The sequence below is a fragment of the Bacillus rugosus genome (genome assembly GCF_023238245.1).
In the GTDB taxonomy this organism is placed as follows: domain Bacteria; phylum Bacillota; class Bacilli; order Bacillales; family Bacillaceae; genus Bacillus; species Bacillus rugosus.
The window spans coordinates 1,748,294-1,768,231 of sequence record NZ_CP096590.1 but is presented as its reverse complement, the minus strand read 5'-3'; the positions used below and the strand labels follow the sequence as shown (position 1 = coordinate 1,768,231).

Here is a 19,938-nt window from a genome sequence, read left to right as displayed (position 1 = left end):
CCTTATTTTCCCTCCTCAGCTTGTATTTCGGCCAAAAGCTTACTCAAGACGTTTGCGAGGATTTGCCCGGCTGTTTTAGGAGCGACGATCCCTGGAAGGCCTGGGGCAAGAAGTGCTTTAATCCCCTGTTTTTCGGCATATTTAAAATCCGTTCCCCCGGGACGTGAGGCCAGATCCAATATTAAGGTTTTTGGTGTCATGCTAGAAAGAACCGTTTGATTTAAAATCATACTCGGTATGGTATTAATACAAATATCTATATCTTTTACATGCTCTTTCAGCTCATCGGTGTGAAAAGGAACGAGCCCCATTTCAGTGATACGTGCCAGATGCGCTGAACTTCTTGCCCCCACTTTTACATTAGCCCCGAGCGCGGCAAATGTACGGGCAATCGTCATCCCGGTGCGTCCCAAACCGAGAACGGCCACCTGAGATCCGTGTATCGTATAATCCGTGTGCTGAATAGCCAGCATGATCGTTCCTTCTACTGTCGGAATAGAATTGTATATCGCAATGTCATCCCGCTCAAACAGCTTAACAAGTTTTCTGTTTGCTTGAGCTGCAATGTTTTCTAAATAGGCGTTAGAAATCCCTGAGAAAATGACACAGTGTGCAGGCGTTTTGTCGAGATGGTCTTGTTTTAACACAACCTCTTCATTCGAAAATACCGTCGATACGACACCTTCTCCTGTTGTCGCAGAGACAGGAAGAATGATGCTGTCTACTTGCTGAAAAGGAATTTCATCAATATTACATTTTACTGCTCCTGTAAAACCGTGATCCAATTGATCAAAACCGACAAGATAGATGTCAGCCTGCTGTTCAGTGAGCTTTCTTATAATTTCGAGCTGTCTTGCGTCACCGCCGATAACTGCAATTTTCAATCCGGTTAACATTCTAAACGTTCACCTTCTTTGTATATACTGGATCTCTAGTTGTTAAGCTCCCCTTCATCTTATGATCAAAAGGAAATACCGGTGAATTAAAACATGCGCTTTTTTCATATAAAAAAACATCGGCTTCGGCAGCCGATGTTCAGATGATTACTTTAGAGCCTTTATCACAGTCATTTTAGCCTTTTTTCATTTACTCTTGTCGAGGAGACATTTCCTCAGGTACGTCTAATATGATCATATCTGATCCGATCTTTTGAATATGATGCCAGGGGACCCGAATGTCATGACCTTGTTTTCTCAAACCAAACCACTTCACTGTTGGAATGAGGAGTGCTGTAATCTGGCCATCCTGTTCATTGATTTCTAAATCGGTCTGCCCAAGCACTCCCAGCCGTTCAGCTCTTTTGATGTCTACAATTTCCTTTCCTGATAATTCACTGAGCCGCATGTCTGTCACCCCCTTGTACTATGTATGATCAAAGGGATAAAAAAATGCCTGCTCCGTTATGGGGCAGGCTTTTCCTTTTTAAGACGGCATATTGCCGGAAGGGCTGATGAGTGCCAGTGCATAGTCATCAGTAAACAATTGTCTGGCAAGACCGTTGACACGCTCTAAGTTCACTGCGTTTAATTCATTGATGATCTCATCTAATGTTTTATGTTTGCCGAGCAGCAGTTCATTTTTCCCGTTTCGGCTCATTTTGCTGTTTGTGCTTTCTAAGCTTAGCATCAAGCTTCCCTTCATTTGCTCTTTGCTGTTTTCCAGCTCTTTCGAGGTAATGCCGTCGCGTTTTAATGTGGCAAGGGTTTCTTGAATTGTTTCTGACAGCTGCTGAAGCTGATTTGCACCCGTTCCTCCGTAAATGGTAAGCATTCCGCTGTCCTCATAAGAGCTGTGATAGCTGTAAACAGAATAAGCGAGGCCTTTATCTTCGCGGACATCTTGGAACAATCGGCTGCTCATGCTGCCTCCGAGCACATTGTTCAGGACAATTAAATCATAAATGCGTTCATGGCCAACCTGAAGGCCTTTAAATCCAAGGCACAAATGAGCCTGTTCTGTTTCTTTTTTTCTCGTCAGTTTTTCCGTGTAGAACTCCGGCTTCTCAAGGCCTGTCGCTTTGCCTTTCGCCTCGTATGACCCGAACCATTTTTCTACATCTTTAATAAAACTGTCAGATATATTGCCCGCTACCGAAATCACCACTCGGTCCGGCGTATAATAATCATGCATGTATTGTCTTAGAGAGTCACCGTTGAAGGAAGCTAGCGTTTCTTCCGTGCCTAGAATTGGGTAGCCTAAAGAATGATTGCCGTAAGTGGCTTTACTCAGTAAATCATGCACAATGTCGTCTGGCGCATCTTCGTACATTTTAATTTCTTCATATACTACATTTTTTTCTTTTTTCAGCTCGTTTTCATCAAAAGTTGAATGAAAGAACATATCTGCTAATACGTCCAGCGCGTAATTCGCATGCTCGTCAAGCACCTTTGCATAGTAGCAGGTATATTCCTTTGAAGTAAACGCATTGACCTGACCGCCAATACGATCAAAAGATTCTGCTATCTCGCGTGCAGATCTTGTGCTCGTCCCTTTAAAGAACATGTGCTCTAAAAAGTGAGAAATCCCGTTTATCTCCGGCAACTCGTGCCGCGAACCTGTGCCGATCCATACGCCGATCGCAACAGAGCGGACTGTCGGGTTATTTTCCAGCACAACTCTTACACCATTTTGACACGTATATCGTTTAATCAAATTTGTTCCTCCTATTCAAAGACAAGCTGCCTGCATCTGTTACTTCAACAGTCTTGTTTCATCCATTAGTTCAGTGACTGTTCCAAGCGCGTATCCTTTGTCTTTTATCTTTGTAATCAGCGCTTCAAGACTTTCCGCCGTAGGGTCAGTCGGATGCATTAAAATCATGGCACCATTATGTATCTTGCTTAACACTCTCGTTTGAAGTACAGACGGAGCCGGTTTTTGCCAATCGATCGTATCAACTGTCCACATTACTGTTCCCATCTGCTTCTCAGCTGCAATGTCGATAACCGCTTTTCGAAAACTTCCGCTCGGCGGAGCGAACCACTTTGGCTTAACGCCAATCGTTTGTTCTATTTGCTCATTCGTCTTGTCAAGCTGCTCGGAAATTCTTCCTGTAGTCAGTTTGCTCATATCCGGATGATTGTATGAATGATTTCCGATTTCATGTCCGTCTTCCGCAATCTTTTTAGCGAGCTGTTCATTGTTTCTCACCCAATTGCCTTCTAAAAAGAACGTAGCCTTCACTTGATGCTTTTGCAGAATAGGAAGCATTTTTTCCAAATACTCATTTCCCCATGCCACATTGATTAAAAGAGCCACCATCGGTTTATCAGGATTCCCTTTATAAATAGGCTCAGGCTGAAGAGACTTGAGATGAACTTTTGGTTTTACTTGGCTGTACACCAGATCGTTTTCTCGAAACTCGCCGTGTTTTTTCATTTTTTTATATGATTGTTCAATATTGACCTTCAGTCCATTGTAGCCGGGAATGCTTTTCCACACTTTATCGATTCTGGCATCCTGGGGCTTAACTTCGTACTCCGGCGCTTTTTGAAGCAATTCTTCATATAACGGGTCTTTGGACGCCGTGACAGTCACCGTATCTTTTTTCATTGCCCCTATATAATCAAGTGCGTGCGGATTTTTCATCATCTCAAATGAGACAAAAAAAAGAAATAGAAAAACGGCAAACGGTACAAATTTTTTGTACATGTTCTGTCCCCCCTCACCTCACATTATGAAGGAGAAGGACAAGGTAGAACCCGCCTGCTTTTTAAAAGCTTCAAAATAAAGAAGCCGGGTCTCCCAGGCTCCTTTTTATGTTTTCATTTAAGATTGTTGTTCTTCTTTTTCTTTCTCTTCACGGAGCACCGCTTTACGGGACAAATTGACTCGTCCTTGTTTATCAATTTCAGTGACCTTGACAAGAATCTCGTCTCCGATTTTCACAACATCTTCAACTTTCCCTACGCGTTCAAGCGCAAGCTCTGAAATGTGCACCAAACCGTCTTTTCCGCTGAAAATTTCAACGAAAGCCCCGAATTTTTCGATTCGTTTCACTTTACCTAGGTAAAGCTGGCCGACTTCAACCTCTCTGACAAGGTCTTCGATGATTTTTTTCGCTTTTTGGTTGCTGCTTTCAACTGTTGAAGAAATAAAGATTGTGCCGTCCTGCTCAATATCAATTTTAACACCGGTTTCTTCGATGATCTTATTGATTTGTTTTCCGCTTGGCCCGATGACATCGCGGATTTTATCAGGATTAATGGCCATTGTTAAAATCTTAGGCGCATATTGAGAAAGCTCTTTTCTTGATTCGCTCAATGTCGCAAGCATACTGTTGAGAATTTCCATTCTTCCTTTTTTCGCCTGCTGAAGCGCTTCTTCTAGAATCTCTCTGGAAAGGCCTTCGATTTTAATGTCCATTTGCAGCGCTGTTACGCCTTTTTCCGTTCCAGCTACTTTAAAGTCCATGTCTCCAAGCGCGTCTTCCATGCCTTGAATGTCAGTCAGAACAGTGTAATGTTCGCCTGATTTGACAAGACCCATCGCAATACCCGCAACCGGGGCTTTGATTGGTACACCGGCATCCATCATTGCAAGTGTGCTTGCGCAAATACTTGCTTGAGACGTTGAACCGTTTGATTCAAGCACTTCTGATACAAGACGGACAGTGTAAGGAAAGTCTTTTTCAGACGGAATAACTGGCTCAAGCGCACGCTCACCCAGTGCTCCGTGTCCGATTTCACGGCGTCCCGGCCCACGCATTGGTCCTGTTTCCCCAACGCTGAATTGCGGGAAGTTGTAGTGATGCATAAACCGTTTTGACTCTTCAACACCTAAGCCGTCAAGGATTTGCACATCTCCTAGAGCACCTAACGTACATACACTGAGGGCCTGTGTTTGTCCCCTTGTAAACAGGCCTGATCCGTGCGTTCTTGGCAGAAGGCCGACCTCAGAAGAAAGTGGGCGGATTTGATCGACACCGCGGCCGTCCGGTCTTACTTTCTCTTCGGTAATCAGGCGGCGCACTTCATTTTTCACCAGTTTGGATAAAATCTGCTTTACTTGCTTGATTGTGTCTTCATCATGCTCTTCATCCTCGAATTTTGCCACAACGCTGTTTTTCACTTCATTAATGGCATCTTCGCGGGCATGCTTTTCATGAACCTGGATGGCTTTCAGCAGATCTTCTTCTGCTAAAGCTTTTACTTTTTGACTAAGCTCTTCATCAATTTCATAGAGCGCAATTTCTGATTTCTCTTTGCCGACTGCTGCTACAATTTCTTCTTGGAATGCAATCAGGCGTTTAATCTCTTCATGGCCAAACATAATGGCTTCAAGCATGGTTTCCTCAGGAACCTCGTCCGCTCCCGCTTCTACCATGTTAATGGCATCTTTCGTGCCGGCAACCACAAGATTGATGTCGCTTTTCTCAAGCTGATCGACTGTCGGGTTAATGATAAATTGATCATCAATGCGTCCGACGGTAACCCCTGCAATCGGTCCTTCAAACGGAATATCCGATACAGAAAGAGCAAGAGATGAACCGAACATGGCAGCCATTTCAGAAGAGCAGTTTTGGTCAACACTCATGACAATGCTGATGACTTGAACTTCATTACGGAATCCATCTGCAAACAAAGGACGGATCGGACGGTCGATTAAACGGCTGGCAAGAACCGCTTTTTCACTTGGACGTCCTTCTCTTTTAATAAATCCGCCCGGAATTTTTCCTACCGCATATAATCTTTCCTCATAATTTACAGTAAGCGGGAAGAAATCAAGCGGTTTTGGTTCTTTTGAAGCGGTTGCTGTACTAAGTACTGCTGTATCACCGTAGCGGATCATCACAGCACCATTTGCTTGTTTGGCAAGCTGGCCGGTTTCGACGGTAAGCGTTCTTCCGGCCCAATCTATGGTAAAGACATGTTTTTCTTGTCCCATACGATTACGAACTCCTCTCTTCGTTGTGTGAAATAATCAATTACTCCTATTATGAACGAAATGAATTGAACATATCAATGTCAAAGTAGTATGTAAAAGGATTTCAATGATTTGTTATATGAAATTTCGCTTTAATACGATAAAAAAGCGGGAATCCTCCCGCTTTTTACGATTATCGACGTAAGCCTAGTTTGTTAATTAACTCACGGTAACGAGTTACGTCTTTATTACGTAGATACGTAAGAAGATTACGACGCTTACCTACCATTTTAAGAAGACCGCGACGTGAGTGGTGATCTTTCTTATGAGTACGTAAATGCTCGTTCAAGTTGTTAATTGAGTCAGTTAGGATAGCGATCTGAACTTCTGGAGATCCAGTATCAGATTCGTGTGTTTTGAACTCACTGATGAGTTGGTTTTTACGCTCTTGAGTAATTGCCATCCTGTTTCACCTCCAAATCATATTTAGCCCCAGTTACCTAGCAACCGTCGGTGACTTCGGATTGCCAAGCAATGGTTTTAAGACTACGAAAACTATCATACTAAAAATCGGGCCTATATGCAAATATTTTAGAATAAAATTTGTGTGCGTTGCATGTTATTTCCGCAGATTGCTGAAATAACGGATGGCTTCCTGCTTATCCCTCTCAATTTGTTCTGTTAATTCTTTGATGCCATTGAATTTCCGCTCGCTCCGAATCCGTTTGTACCATTCGATTTTTATAGCGGCTCCGTATACCTCCTGATCGAAATCAAACAAATTAACTTCAATTGAAGGCTGCTCCGGACGTTTTTCATAAAACGTCGGCTTATAGCCGATATTGCAAACGCCATTGTAGACTTCGCCGTTCACTTCCGCTTTTACGGCATATACACCCGTCGGCGGAACGATATAACTGTTATTTAAACCGACATTTGCTGTCGGAAACCCGATGGTCCGCCCTCTTTTATCACCGTGAATGACAATTCCTTTTATAAAATAAGGCTGTCCGAGCAAGGTATTCGCCAATTCAACGTCTCCGTTTTGAAGCGCGGTACGGATATACGAGGAGCTGATTTTTTTATCCTGCTCCGTTAATTTTTCTACCATTGTGCACTCTGCTTTTCCGTCTAAATCATGCGGCATGGTCTCCATTGTCCCCTTGCCGTATTTGCCATACGTAAAGTCAAAGCCCGCCACTGCGTGCTGTACATTAAGGCCGATAATATACTGATCTGCAAACTGCTTAGGAGAAAGAGAAGCAAATACTTCATTAAATTTAACGACATACAGAATCTCTGTTCCTAATTGTTCAATTTGGTTTATTTTATCTTCCAGAGGCGTAATCAGATCCTTTGGCTCCTGGTCCCTGCCCAATACATGAGAAGGATGAGGATGAAAGGTCATCACAGCTAATGCCAGGCCCTTTTCTTCAGCTATTTGCTTCGCTGTGCCGATTACCTTTTGATGTCCAAGATGAACGCCGTCAAAATACCCTAACGCCATCACAGACTTTGCCTGCTCCTCTTTGATTAAATGATGAGGATGTGTAATATGTATCGTCTTCACAGAACGGTCACCTTTTTTCTATTGTTCGCTTTTTTGCATCAATACTTTTGCCGGCTTTAACAGCCCTTTTTTTGCAGGATGGGGGAAATAAATCGCCAAACAGCTTCCAGCTTCAGTAAAGACAGCAATGCGGTCTTCGCTCGTCATTTCAGAAAACTGCTCGGGCGTCTCAAGCAAAGCCCCATTTTCTACTTTCTTAGCTAATGTATCACTTATGATCCATTTCGGCAAATGATTGAGCGCACGTTCAATAGGAACTGTATGCTCTCCCACGGTTCCGGACTGGACCTGTGCTTCCAGTTCTTCAAAGGTAAAGCATTCGTCTAGAGAAAAGTCTCCGGATGCCGTACGGATTAAATGAGACATATGAGCCGGATATCCGAGCTTTTCGCCGATCATGACCGCCAGCGTCCTTACATAAGTCCCTTTGGAGCATGTCACTGTAAACCTGAAACTTGCAGTTTCTCCGTTATGTTTAACCTCTGTCGTCAGGGCAATGTCTTCAATGGTAATCATTCGTTTCGGACGTTCTACTTCAATCCCTGCTCTTGCATATTCGTACAGTTTTTTGCCGTTCACTTTTACCGCGGAATACATGGGAGGAATTTGTTCTTGTTTACCCTTTAAACTGTTTAATACCTTTTCTACTTCCGCTTTATCAATGTCTTGGTTGACAGGCTTTGTTTCAACCGTTTCGCCCGTTTGATCCTCTGTTGTCGTTGAAAAACCCAGCGTTATTTCCGCATCATACGTTTTAGACTTTTCAGTTAAGTATTCGACAATTTTTGTCGCCCTTCCCACACAAATCGGAAGTACGCCTGACACTTCTGGATCGAGCGTTCCCGTATGTCCTACTTTTTTTGTTTTTAACAGTTTTCGGATCTTCATGACACAGTCGTGCGATGTCATACCAACTGGTTTATGTAAAAGGAGAACTCCGTTAACCATTTGTCTTTCACTCCTTCTTTTGAGCTTTTCTCTTTAAAACGCAGAAAAGAGGACAGACGATATACGCCTATCCTCTCCATTTTTATTCAGATGGTTTCTCTGAATGTATTTCGTGAATCAGTGTTTCGATACGATTTCCGTAGTCGATTGATTCATCGAACTCAAATTCAATTTCAGGCGTTTTTCGAAGTCTGATGCGGCTGCCGATTTCGGATCGGATAAATCCTTTTGCCTTTTCCAGCCCTTTCAGCGCTTCCTCCCGTTTTTTCTTGTCACCGAGAACCGAGATATACACCTTTGCAATTTGCAAATCACCTGATACACGTACATCCGTTACGGTCAGAAAACCAATTCTCGGATCTTTCAGCTTGCGGCTGATAATATCACCGAGTTCTTTTTTCATTTGCTCGCCGACACGGTTTGCTCTCATACTCAATTCAATCACCTCTAAGTTAAAACCATTCTGTCCTAGTGATCGTCCGTTCAATTTCAGGAAAAGAATCGATAAACGCTAGGACGCGCTGCAGCTCTTTTTCTGTTTGAACGCGAGAGGAAGAAACAGCGGCGATACCAAAGCTGGTTCTTTGCCATGTGTCCTGATAGCCAATCTCCGAAATCGAAACATTGAATTTGTTTTGAACCCTGGTTAAAATCCGCTTCAGAACCGCACGCTTTTCTTTTAGCGATCCTGCATCATAAATGATGCATTCACACTCCGCAAATCCGATCACGTTCTTTCAATTTCTTGCATGACAAACGCTTCAAGAATGTCACCTTCGCGAATGTCATTGTATTTCTTAATTGTAATACCACATTCATAGCCTTGTGAAACTTCTTTCACATCATCTTTAAAGCGTTTCAGAACGTCTACTTCGCCTTCGAAGATTACGACGCCGTCACGAATTAAACGGAGGCCGCTGTCGCGCGTAATGGTTCCCTCAGTAACATATCCGCCGGCAATTGTACCGATTTTAGATACTTTGAATGTTTGGCGTACTTCTACTTGACCAATGACTTTTTCTTCATATTCAGGATCAAGCATACCTTTCATGGCAGCTTCAATCTCGTCGATTACTTTGTAAATGATACGGTGAAGGCGAATATCTACATTTTCAGCCTCAGCCGTACTCTTAGCATTTCCGTCCGGTCTCACATTAAACCCGATAACAATTGCATTGGAAGCAGATGCCAAGATAATGTCAGATTCAGTAATCGCACCAACGCCTGTATGGATGATTTTTACTTTAACGCCTTCTACTTCAATTTTTTGAAGTGCGGCCGTTAAAGCTTCAGCAGATCCTTGAACGTCAGCTTTTACGATGATGTTGATGTCTTTTACATCACCTTGTTTAATTTGCTCGAATAAGTCATCAAGACTAAGCTTCGCTTTATCGCTGCGCTGCTCTTCAAGCTGTTTCGAAGCACGGGCTTCCCCGACAGAACGAGCTGTTTTTTCATCTTTAAAGACAAGGAATTGGTCTCCCGCTTGAGGGACATCATTTAAACCGGTAATCTCAACCGGAGTTGACGGGCCGGCAGTTTTTACACGGCGTCCAATGTCGTTAACCATTGCACGGACACGGCCAAATGTGTTGCCGACTACGATCGGATCACCGACATGCAGTGTTCCAGTCTGTACAAGCAATGTCGCAACTGATCCTCTGCCTTTATCAAGTTCTGCTTCAATAACCGTTCCTTTTGCCTGGCGGTTCGGATTCGCTTTCAGTTCCTCTACTTCACTGACAAGCAAAATCATTTCAACGAGTTCATCAATGCCTTTTCCAGTTAAAGCGGAAAGCGGAACAAAAATTGTTTCTCCGCCCCAAGCTTCAGGGACAAGTCCGTATTCCGTCAATTCTTGCATCACACGGTCAGGATTTGCAGATTCTTTATCAATTTTATTCACAGCAACGATAATTGGAACTTCAGCTGCTTTTGCATGGTTAATCGCTTCTACTGTTTGCGGCATTACACCGTCATCAGCAGCAACAACGAGAATTGTAATATCAGTTACTTCTGCACCGCGTGCACGCATCGTTGTAAATGCGGCGTGGCCCGGAGTATCCAAGAACGTAATTTTCTTGCCGTTCTCTTCAATTTGGTAAGCACCGATATGCTGAGTGATTCCGCCTGCTTCTCCTTCAACAACCTTCGTTTTACGGATGCTGTCAAGAAGCGTCGTTTTCCCGTGGTCAACGTGACCCATGATCGTAACGACAGGAGGACGAATTTCAAGATCCTCTTCATTATCGGGCTCTTCGTATTTTTCCAGCTCTGTTTCTTCAAGCACAATAACTTCTTCTGTTTCAACACCATATTCTGATGCAATGAGTTCAATTGTGTCTTTATCAAGCTCTTGGTTAATGGTTGCCATTACACCAAGAAGCATCAGCTTTTTAATGATTTCTGAAGGCTCTTTGCCAAGCTCTTCAGCCAGTGCGCCGACTGTTAAAGTGCCAGAGAATGTAATTTTCTCAGGAAGCTCTTTTTTCGGCTTTACAGGCTTTTGCTGATGTTGGTTTTTATTGTTGTGGTTGCGTTTGTTTTTTTTGTTGTTGTTGTTATTCTTCTTGTTTTTGTTAAATTGATTATTCTGCACGTCATTCTTCTTTCCGTCTCGAATTTTATTTGGTTGATTTCCAGCTGATTGCTGATTGACCCCTTGCGGCTGTTTGTTTTTGTTCGTTTCTGCTGGCTTTTGAGATTTAGCGGCTGAGCCGCCTTTTTTATATTTGGCATCAAGCTGTTTAATGGCCTTTTCTTCAAGCATGGCCATATGATTATTCACTTCTAAATCCATGTTTTTCAGTGCGGTCAAAATTTCCTTACTTGAAACATTTAACGCTTTTGCATATTCGTATACTCTCATTTTAGCCATTCGTTCACCCCCAAAAATATTAATCGAGCAAGCTGATCAGCTTATTCGCAAAACCTTGGTCAGTGACGGCGACAACGACACGGGCTTCTTTACCGATAGAACGTCCAAGAACCGCGCGACTCTCGACTTTTTTATAAGGGACTTTATAATAATTGCACTTGTCGGTTACTTTTTTCGCTGTGTTAGATGATGCATCCTCTGTAAGCAGGACAAGCTTTGCACGCGCATTCCTGATTTCTTTTATTACCAAGTCTTCGCCTGACACGACCTTACGAGCTCGATTGGCCAGACCTAGCAAGGGAAACCATTCCATTCCAGACATTTTATTTTTTCACCTTTTCTGCCAGTTCCAGCAATTCTTCGAAAATCTGGTCATCGATTTGTGATTGAAATTGATTTTGCAAAGTGTTTTTCTTTTTTGCTGCTAAGATGCACTCTTTATCCAGCGTTAAATAAGCACCCCGCCCGTTCTTTTTTCCAGTCGGGTCTACTGAGACCTCGCCTTCTTTCGAACGTACAACTCGGATCAGTTCCTTTTTAGGCTTCATTTCACCAGTCACTACACATTTGCGTAATGGGATCTTTTTGTGTTTATTCACCTAAGGTCACCTCTTATTCATCCGATTCAGAAGTTTCAGGCTCCGTAAAGAGCGGCTCATCGTCTTCTTCTTCAAGTTCTCTCGGATAGATTCCAAGTTCTCTTGCGTCCGTTTCGCTCTTAATATCAATCTTCCAGCCTGTCAGTTTAGCAGCTAAGCGTGCGTTTTGTCCTCTTTTGCCAATCGCCAGAGACAGCTGGTAATCAGGAACAATAACAGTTGTCGCTTTTTCTTCTTCATTAACGATGACATCCAGCACTTTCGAAGGGCTGAGCGCATTCGCGACAAATTCTACAGGATCACTGGACCAGTTGACAATGTCAATTTTTTCACCTTTTAATTCATTGACGATCGCCTGAACACGCTGGCCTTTAGGGCCTACGCATGAGCCGACAGGATCCACGTCAGGATCGTCTGTGCGAACAGAAATCTTTGAACGGTCGCCGGCTTCTCTGGCAACAGATTTCAGCTCGACAGTTCCATCATAAATTTCAGGCACTTCGATTTCAAACAAACGCTTTAACAGGCCTGGATGTGTTCTTGACACATAAATCTGCGGGCCCTTCGTCGTTTTTTCTACTTTTGTGATATATACCTTAATGCGGTCATGAGGCTTGTAGCTTTCATTCGGCATTTGCTCATTAACCGGCAGCAAGGCTTCAATTTTGCCTAAAGACACGTAAATAAACTTATTGTCCAGACGCTGGACAATACCTGTCATGATGTCTTCTTCACGGTCGATAAATTCAGAATAAATCACACCGCGCTCAGCTTCGCGTACACGCTGTGTGACGACCTGCTTCGCTGTTTGAGCAGCTATGCGCCCAAAATCCTTAGGCGTTACTTCGATTTCGACGACATCGCCGACCATATATTCCGGATGAATGCCCTGTGCCTCTTCAATAGAGATCTCCAGTCTTTGGTCGTATACTTCGTCAACGACATCTTTTCTTGCAAATACACGTATGGAGCCTGTTTCACGGTTTAAATCCACCCGTACATTTTGCGCTTGATTAAAATTCCGCTTATAAGCAGAAATTAAGGCAGCTTCGATTGCTTCAATGATAATTTCTTTACTGATGCCTTTTTCCTTTTCAAGAATCGTGAGAGCATCTAATAATTCACTGCTCATTTAACGGTCTCCCCCCTTAAAACATTTGTATTCATTAGAATGTAACAGCTAATCTTGCATTAGCTATCTTTTCATACGGAATATTGATTCGTTTCTTTCTTGTTTTGATCGTGATCTCAACTGTCACTGTTTGTCCATCAAATTCAGCCAGTTCACCTTCAAACACTTTTACGCCCTCAATAGGCTCATACGTCTTAATGTACACATTTTTTCCAAGTGATTTTTCGAAATCGGCTTTTTTCTTTAGCGGACGCTCAGCTCCTGGAGATGAGACTTCAAGAAAGTAATTTTGGCTAATTGGGTCTGCCTCATCAAGCTTTTCGCTTAAAGCTTCGCTTACTTTGGCACATTCCTCAATATCCACACCGTCATCGGAATCAATAAACACGCGAAGGAACCAGCTTTGGCCCTCTTTGACAAATTCAATGTCAACGAGTTCCAGCTGAAGGCTGTCTACGATTGGCTGAGCCATTTCTTGAACGGTGTCAGTCACTTTTTTGCTCATGTTCTTCCTCCTTGTGCTGTCGATATCATATTCGTCTCGTCACTCTGCATAAAAACCCTGCTTCAAAAGAGCAGGGGCTAAAAAGTAAACGATGAACATGTCGAGACAAAATTCTCTTGTTCAATACAAAAGAGCGGGTTTCCCCACTCTTTGCCTCGGTAATCGTTAGCATTTCCAATAAAACTATACCATAACCATATTTTTATTGCAAATGGATATACGCTTACCCTCATGCCTAAGCAAAGACTCTAATGTTACGATGGCATTTTTTGCGCTTATGTATGCATAGAAGCAGAATTTCCAGAGAAATTCTGCTTTCCATGTTAGAACAATGACAATTGGTTTTGATCAGGCAGTGATTCGAGACAGCCATGACGATCTAAATACTCTAGAATTGTTTTTGACACTTTTCCTCTCTTTTGCAAATCTTCTTTTGAGAGGAATTCGCCTTCTTCACGAGCCTTTACAATGTTCAGAGCGGCGTTCGTCCCTAATCCAGGAATGGAGTTAAACGGCGGGATAAGACTGTTGCCGTCAATAATAAACTCTGTAGCGCTTGAGCGGTATAAATCGACTTTTTGGAACGAATAGCCTCTCTCACACATTTCAAGGGCTAATTCCAAAACAGTGAGAAGGTTTTTTTCCTTCGGTGAAGCATCAAGTCCCTTAGAGTTAATATCCTCCATTACCGCCTTGATCGCTGTAGAGCCCTTGATCATTGTATCGATATCAAAGTCGTCTGCACGAACGGTAAAATAAGCCGCATAGTACAGAAGCGCGTGATGCACTTTAAAGTAAGCAATGCGGACTGCCATTAAAACGTAAGCTGCGGCGTGGGCTTTCGGGAACATGTATTTAATCTTTTTACAAGAATCAATATACCAGTCTGGGACATTGTTATTTTTCATTTCTTCTTCCCATTCAGGTGTTAATCCTTTTCCTTTACGCACAAATTCCATGATTTTAAAGGCAAGAGACGGCTCAAGGCCTTGATAGATTAAATAAACCATAATGTCGTCACGGCAGCCGATAACCTCACTCAGCTCACAAATATTATTGTGGATGAGCTCTTGCGCATTGCCGAGCCATACATCAGTTCCGTGAGACAAGCCTGATATCTGAACGAGCTCGGAAAAAGTTGTCGGCTTTGTATCTTCAAGCATCTGCCGGACAAATCTTGTTCCGAATTCAGGGATTCCAAGAGTTCCCGTTTTACAGCCGATCTGTTCTTGTGTAACACCGAGTGATTCGGTTCCCTGGAAGATCTTCATCACTTCAGGATCATCCGTTGGAATTGTTTTCGGATCAATTCCGCTTAAATCTTGTAGCATCCGAATGACGGTCGGGTCATCGTGTCCGAGAATATCCAGTTTTAACAGGTTGTCATGGATGGAGTGGAAATCAAAATGAGTGGTTTTCCACTCTGAACCTGTAGCATCTGCCGGAAACTGAATCGGTGAAAAATCATAAATATCCATATAATCCGGAACAACGATAATACCCCCAGGGTGCTGCCCAGTTGTACGTTTTACCCCTGTACATCCCTGTACGAGCCGGTCTATTTCGGCCCCGCGCATGTGGAGGTTATTGTCTCCGGCATAGCCTTTTACATAGCCGTAGGCTGTTTTTTCTGCAACTGTGCCTATTGTTCCCGCTCGATACACATTGTCTTCTCCGAACAATACTTTTGTGTAATTATGTGCTTGCGGCTGATATTCCCCTGAGAAGTTCAAATCGATATCAGGTACTTTGTCCCCTTTAAATCCTAAGAACGTTTCAAACGGAATATCATGGCCGTCTTTTTTCAAAGGCGTTCCGCAATGAGGACATATCTTGTCAGGCAGGTCAAAGCCGGAACCGACAGAACCGTCATTAAAGAACTCAGAATGCTGGCACTCAGAGCATACATAGTGCGGTGGCAGCGGATTGACCTCAGTAATCTCAGTAAGCGTCGCAACTAATGAAGATCCAACGGAACCACGGGAACCTACGAGATATCCGTCATCTAGTGAACGTTTTACAAGTTTGTGAGAGATCAAATAAATAACAGCGAAGCCGTGGCCAATGATGCTCTTTAATTCTTTTTCAATCCGCGCTTCCACAATTTCAGGCAGCTGTTCGCCGTAAATGCTTCTTGCACGCTGATAGCTCATTTCTCTGATCTCTTCATCGGCGCCTTCGATTTTCGGTGTATACAAATCATCTTTAATTGGCTTGATGTCATCAATTAAAGAAGCAACCTTTTGGGTATTGGTGACAACGATTTCCTTCGCTTTTTCTTCGCCTAAGAAAGAAAATGCTTCAAGCATTTCGTCTGTCGTTCTGAAATGCACTTTAGGCAGTTCATGCCTGTTAAGCGGATTGGCCCCGCCTTGAGAGGATATTAAAATCTTTCTATAAATTTTATCCTCATCATTCAAGTAATGAACATTTCCCGTAGCAACAACCGGTTTATTAAGCTTTTCACCCAGTTTCGTGATATTCGCAATAATTTCTTTCAGCGACTTTTCATCACGGACCAGCTCAAGCTCTAGCAAGTGACGGTACACTTCAGGCGGCTGAACCTCAAGATAATCATAGAATGACGCAACATCTTCAACCTCTTCAGGCGATTTTTGCATCATCCCTTCAAAAACCTCTCCCCTGTCACAGGCCGAACCGATCAGAAGCCCTTCCCTGTATTTCTCAAGCTGAGATCTCGGGATACGAGGCACTCTGTAAAAATAATGAATATGAGAAAGTGACACAAGCTTAAATAAATTTTTAAGCCCCGTGCTGTTCACAGCAAGTAATGTTGCATGATAAGGTCTAGATCTTTGATAAGCGTTGGACTGACCCATATTTTCATTCAGCTCATCATGGTACTGAATGCCTTTTTCAGCTGCGTCCTTCAGCATTTTCAGGAGCAAATAAGCAGTCGCCTCAGTATCGTAAATCGCACGGTGATGCTGTGTGAGTTCGATATCAAACTTTTTACAAAGTGTGTTCAAACGGTGGTTCTTAAATTCCGGATAAAGAAAACGGCCAAGCTCCAGCGTATCAATGACTGGGTTTTTAGCTTTTTCAACTTCAAGAAGCTTTTTATAAGCTACGTTTAAGAATCCCATATCAAAGCTCGCATTATGAGCGACTAGGATATCATCGCCGATCCATTCTCTGAAATCTCTTATCACATCTACGACATCCGGAGCGTCGCGAAGCATATCATCGGTGATGCCAGTCAGCTCTATGATTGTGGCTGAAAGCGGACGATGCGGGTTCGCAAACGCCTCAAATTTATCAATAATTTCTCCGCCTTTTACTTTTACTGCAGCCAGCTCAATAATGGTATCGTAAACAGCAGACAGTCCCGTCGTCTCGACGTCAAAAACAACATATGTTTCTTCCTCAAGCAGACGGTGTGCAGCGTTATAAGCAATCGGCACGCCATCATCAACGAGATTCGCTTCCATCCCGTAAATCATTTTAATTCCATGCTTCTTGGCCGCAGAATATGCATCAGGGAAGGATTGAACAACAGCATGGTCAGTCAATGCGATGGCCTCATGCCCCCATTTTTTCGCCTGTTCGACAAGCTTTCCAATACCCGTAACAGCATCCATTTGGCTCATTGGGGAATGCAGATGCAATTCCACTCTTTTTTCTCCTTCAGGAGCCGAATCTTCCCGGGTTTTTGCTTTTATTTCGTTTACGTCATTTGCGATCATGACGAGATCTCTGACAAAAGTGTCATTTTGAATGCTTCCGCGTGCTTTTACCCACATTCCTTTTTTCAGAGACTTCATCAGTGCCGCATCTTCTTTTTCACGTGCAAACATTTTGATTAAAATACTATTTGTGTAGTCTGTAATTTTGAAGATACACAGCGTGCGCCCGCTTTTCAGCTCGCGGGTTTCCACATCAAACACGTAACCCTGGACCGTAATTCTCCGCTCTTCGTCCATGATGCTGTCAAGCGTCCGGATTTCTTCGTTATCTTTAATTTGATAACCGATGACAAGAGGACCGGATGGCACTTGATCTTCATCACTTTCTTTATCTTTCTTCTCCATTTCAATCAGCGCCTGCATGGCCCGTTCTTGGTCTTCTGCAAGCTTTTGCTCCCGAAACTTTTGAACTTCTTGCTCGGATACAAATATTTCGGCATCAAGCTGAAGATCCGGAAAACCAAATTGACGGTAACCGGCTTGAATCATTGAACTGTACTTGTTCTTAAGAGCAGCCGCTTCTGTGTCTGTTTTTGTTTTGACAATCAGTTTATTGCCCTTCAGTTTCGGTTTTTGCTGGTTTAAGAGACTGATAATCGGTGGCGAAATGCCTTGCAATTCTTCAATGCAGCGTGACCAGTAGTCTTGCACAAGACTTTCGCTGATCTCGGTATCCTGCACTTCAATTGAAGATGTAACTTTCGCTATGTGGGCAAACGATTGCGTCAGCCTCATTGTTAATGTGTCATATATTTGAAAAGGCAGCAAAGATTTAAATTGAAAATGAAAATGCCAAGATTTTGACGCTTTGTGGATTGTCAGCTTTTTAATCTCACCATCTTCAAAATATGTCATGAAGGTATCATCTGTCATATTAATCTGCTGCAGAAGAATTTGAAACTGCCTTCTGTTTACTGATAACTGTTCCATTCAGACAGTATCCCTCCCTAAAAACATCATAAGTGAAGGTACCTCAGGCAATGAGGTACCTTCTATTATTTCTATTTTAACATGTTTTTTGATAAATCGTTATGGTGATTACTGCTTGCTGATAAATGCAGATAATTCGTCTACTGAAATCTCCGTTGACTCACCCGTTTGACGGATTTTCACTTCGACAATTCCTTCGTCAGCACGTTTTCCGACAGTAATGCGGATTGGAAGGCCGATTAGATCTGAATCAGCGAATTTTACGCCGGCGCGCTCAGCACGATCGTCATAGAGCACTTCATAGCCTTCCGCTTTTAAATCGGCATACAGCTTTTCAGCAAGCTCTCTTTGCGAATCGTTTTTCATGTTCAAAGCAAGAATATGAAGATCGTACGGCGCAACGCTTTTTGGCCATATTAACCCTTTTTCGTCGTGATGCTGTTCAGCAATAGCAGAAAGCGTTCTTGACACACCGACTCCGTAACAGCCCATCAGCATCGGCTGCGCGCGTCCGTTTTCGTCTAAGTAGGTCGCATTCATTGCTTCTGAATAACGTGTCCCAAGCTTAAAGACTTGTCCGACTTCGATTCCTTCTGCAAAACGGATCGTGCCTTTACCATCTGGTGAGGGATCACCTTCTTTAATAAAACGAAGATCAGCAAATTCTTTAATTTGCGCGTCACGGTTTACGTTGACATTTTTATAATGATGATCTCCTTCATTCGCACCGGCAACAGCATTGACTATTGCTTTCACAGCATGATCAGCATATACTTCAACATCTTGATTGACACCGACAGGGCCGACAAAACCCGGCTCTGTTCCGAGCTGCTGAATGACCTCTTCTTGTGTAGCAAGCTCCACAACTTCTGCATGAAGCAAATTTTTCACTTTAATATCGTTGACTTCATGGTCGCCTCTTACAAGCACTAAGACAAAACGGTCATCTGCTTTAAACAAAACCGACTTAATGCAGGCTTCAGCGGAAATCTGTAAAAACGCAGTCAGTTCTTCAATTGTTTTCACGTTAGGTGTGTGGACTTTCTCTAAAGCTTTAGGCTCTTCATTAGAAGGGACTTCTTGATAAAGAACTTCAGCCATTTCGATATTAGCCGCATACTGTGATTCATCAGAATACGCAATTGTATCCTCTCCGATTGCAGAAAGTGCCATAAACTCGTGCGTATCCTTTCCTCCCATTGCGCCTGAATCAGCGATGACAGGTCTTACATTAATGCCGCAGCGGGCAAAAATATTAGAATAGGCCTCGTACATTTTTTGATACGTTTCATCCAGGCTCTCTTCAGATGCATGGAAAGAATACGCATCCTTCATAATAAATTCGCGGCCTCTTAACAAACCGAAGCGAGGACGTTTTTCATCTCTGAACTTAGACTGAATTTGATACAGAGTCAGAGGGAGACGCTTATAAGATTTAACCTCATCGCGAACAAGTGAAGTGATAACTTCTTCATGCGTTGCCCCTAAAGCAAATTCACGGCCATGACGGTCTTTTAGTCTCATCAGTTCAGGACCATACGTATACCATCTGCCTGATTCCTGCCATGTCTCAGCCTGCTGCAGTGCGGGCATAAGCATTTCTACGGCATCAATTTTCTCCATTTCTTCACGAACAATCTGCTGAATGTTTTGAATCACCTTATACGCAAGAGGCATATAGCTGTATACCCCGCTCGTATTCTGTCTGATAAATCCTGCTCTCAGAAGAAGCTGATGACTTTTTGCTTCGGCATCAGCTGGAACTTCACGGAGCGTAGGAATAAGCGTCAAACTTTGTCTCATT

Annotated in this window: 17 protein-coding genes; all 17 read right to left on the bottom strand. The window is 43.0% G+C overall.

What is annotated here, in order from left to right:
• Positions 1–2 precede the first annotated feature (2 nt).
• Complete coding sequence (dpaA, locus tag M0696_RS09050; protein ID WP_222142844.1) at positions 3–896, bottom strand: dipicolinic acid synthetase subunit A; 894 nt, start codon at positions 894–896, stop codon at positions 3–5.
• 190 nt (positions 897–1,086) lie between these two features.
• A complete protein-coding gene (locus M0696_RS09045; protein ID WP_014664003.1) occupies positions 1,087–1,344 on the bottom strand; it encodes a YlmC/YmxH family sporulation protein in 258 nt (85 codons plus the stop codon).
• Between the two features lie 78 nt (positions 1,345–1,422).
• Complete coding sequence (locus tag M0696_RS09040; protein ID WP_222142843.1) at positions 1,423–2,652, bottom strand: M16 family metallopeptidase; 1,230 nt, start codon at positions 2,650–2,652, stop codon at positions 1,423–1,425.
• A 39-nt stretch (positions 2,653–2,691) separates the two neighbouring features.
• A complete protein-coding gene (locus tag M0696_RS09035; RefSeq protein WP_166852891.1) occupies positions 2,692–3,651 on the bottom strand; it encodes a polysaccharide deacetylase family protein in 960 nt (319 codons plus the stop codon).
• Positions 3,652–3,768: 117 nt separating this feature from the next.
• The gene (gene pnp / locus M0696_RS09030) at positions 3,769–5,886 is read right to left on the bottom strand and encodes a polyribonucleotide nucleotidyltransferase (RefSeq protein WP_166852894.1); all 2,118 of its coding nucleotides are present in this window, start codon (positions 5,884–5,886) and stop codon (positions 3,769–3,771) included.
• 172 nt (positions 5,887–6,058) lie between these two features.
• A complete protein-coding gene (gene rpsO, locus M0696_RS09025) occupies positions 6,059–6,328 on the bottom strand; it encodes a 30S ribosomal protein S15 (protein ID WP_003154182.1) in 270 nt (89 codons plus the stop codon).
• Positions 6,329–6,484: 156 nt separating this feature from the next.
• On the bottom strand, positions 6,485–7,435 hold the full coding sequence (gene ribF / locus M0696_RS09020; RefSeq protein WP_222142842.1) for a bifunctional riboflavin kinase/FAD synthetase: 951 nt from the start codon (positions 7,433–7,435) through the stop codon (positions 6,485–6,487).
• An 18-nt stretch (positions 7,436–7,453) separates the two neighbouring features.
• On the bottom strand, positions 7,454–8,383 hold the full coding sequence (truB, locus tag M0696_RS09015) for a tRNA pseudouridine(55) synthase TruB (RefSeq protein WP_222142841.1): 930 nt from the start codon (positions 8,381–8,383) through the stop codon (positions 7,454–7,456).
• Positions 8,384–8,465: 82 nt separating this feature from the next.
• Positions 8,466–8,819, bottom strand: coding sequence for a 30S ribosome-binding factor RbfA (gene rbfA / locus M0696_RS09010; protein WP_222142840.1), 354 nt, complete (start codon positions 8,817–8,819; stop codon positions 8,466–8,468).
• Between the two features lie 16 nt (positions 8,820–8,835).
• Positions 8,836–9,114 carry a DUF503 domain-containing protein gene (locus M0696_RS09005; RefSeq protein ID WP_003220950.1) on the bottom strand — a complete coding sequence of 93 codons (279 nt, stop codon included), beginning with the start codon at positions 9,112–9,114 and terminating at the stop codon, positions 8,836–8,838.
• Positions 9,111–11,261, bottom strand: a complete 2,151-nt coding sequence (gene infB, locus M0696_RS09000; RefSeq protein WP_166852899.1) for a translation initiation factor IF-2 — start codon at positions 11,259–11,261, stop codon at positions 9,111–9,113. The genes M0696_RS09005 and infB overlap by 4 nt, the downstream gene beginning before the upstream one ends.
• Positions 11,262–11,280: 19 nt before the next feature.
• Entirely contained in the window at positions 11,281–11,583 is a 303-nt protein-coding gene (locus M0696_RS08995) for a YlxQ family RNA-binding protein (protein WP_003220946.1), read from the bottom strand.
• A gap of 1 nt (position 11,584) precedes the next feature.
• Complete coding sequence (gene rulR / locus M0696_RS08990) at positions 11,585–11,860, bottom strand: glucose-induced regulator RulR (RefSeq protein ID WP_064813803.1); 276 nt, start codon at positions 11,858–11,860, stop codon at positions 11,585–11,587.
• A gap of 13 nt (positions 11,861–11,873) precedes the next feature.
• The gene (nusA, locus tag M0696_RS08985; protein ID WP_166852901.1) at positions 11,874–12,992 is read right to left on the bottom strand and encodes a transcription termination factor NusA; all 1,119 of its coding nucleotides are present in this window, start codon (positions 12,990–12,992) and stop codon (positions 11,874–11,876) included.
• Between the two features lie 34 nt (positions 12,993–13,026).
• Positions 13,027–13,497 (bottom strand): ribosome maturation factor RimP, encoded by a 471-nt coding sequence (rimP, locus tag M0696_RS08980; protein WP_003220940.1) that lies wholly within the window; start codon positions 13,495–13,497, stop codon positions 13,027–13,029.
• Positions 13,498–13,820: 323 nt separating this feature from the next.
• Positions 13,821–18,134, bottom strand: a complete 4,314-nt coding sequence (locus tag M0696_RS08975; protein ID WP_166852906.1) for a PolC-type DNA polymerase III — start codon at positions 18,132–18,134, stop codon at positions 13,821–13,823.
• A gap of 108 nt (positions 18,135–18,242) precedes the next feature.
• Positions 18,243–19,937 (bottom strand): proline--tRNA ligase, encoded by a 1,695-nt coding sequence (gene proS / locus M0696_RS08970; protein ID WP_248602703.1) that lies wholly within the window; start codon positions 19,935–19,937, stop codon positions 18,243–18,245.
• Position 19,938 lies beyond the last annotated feature (1 nt).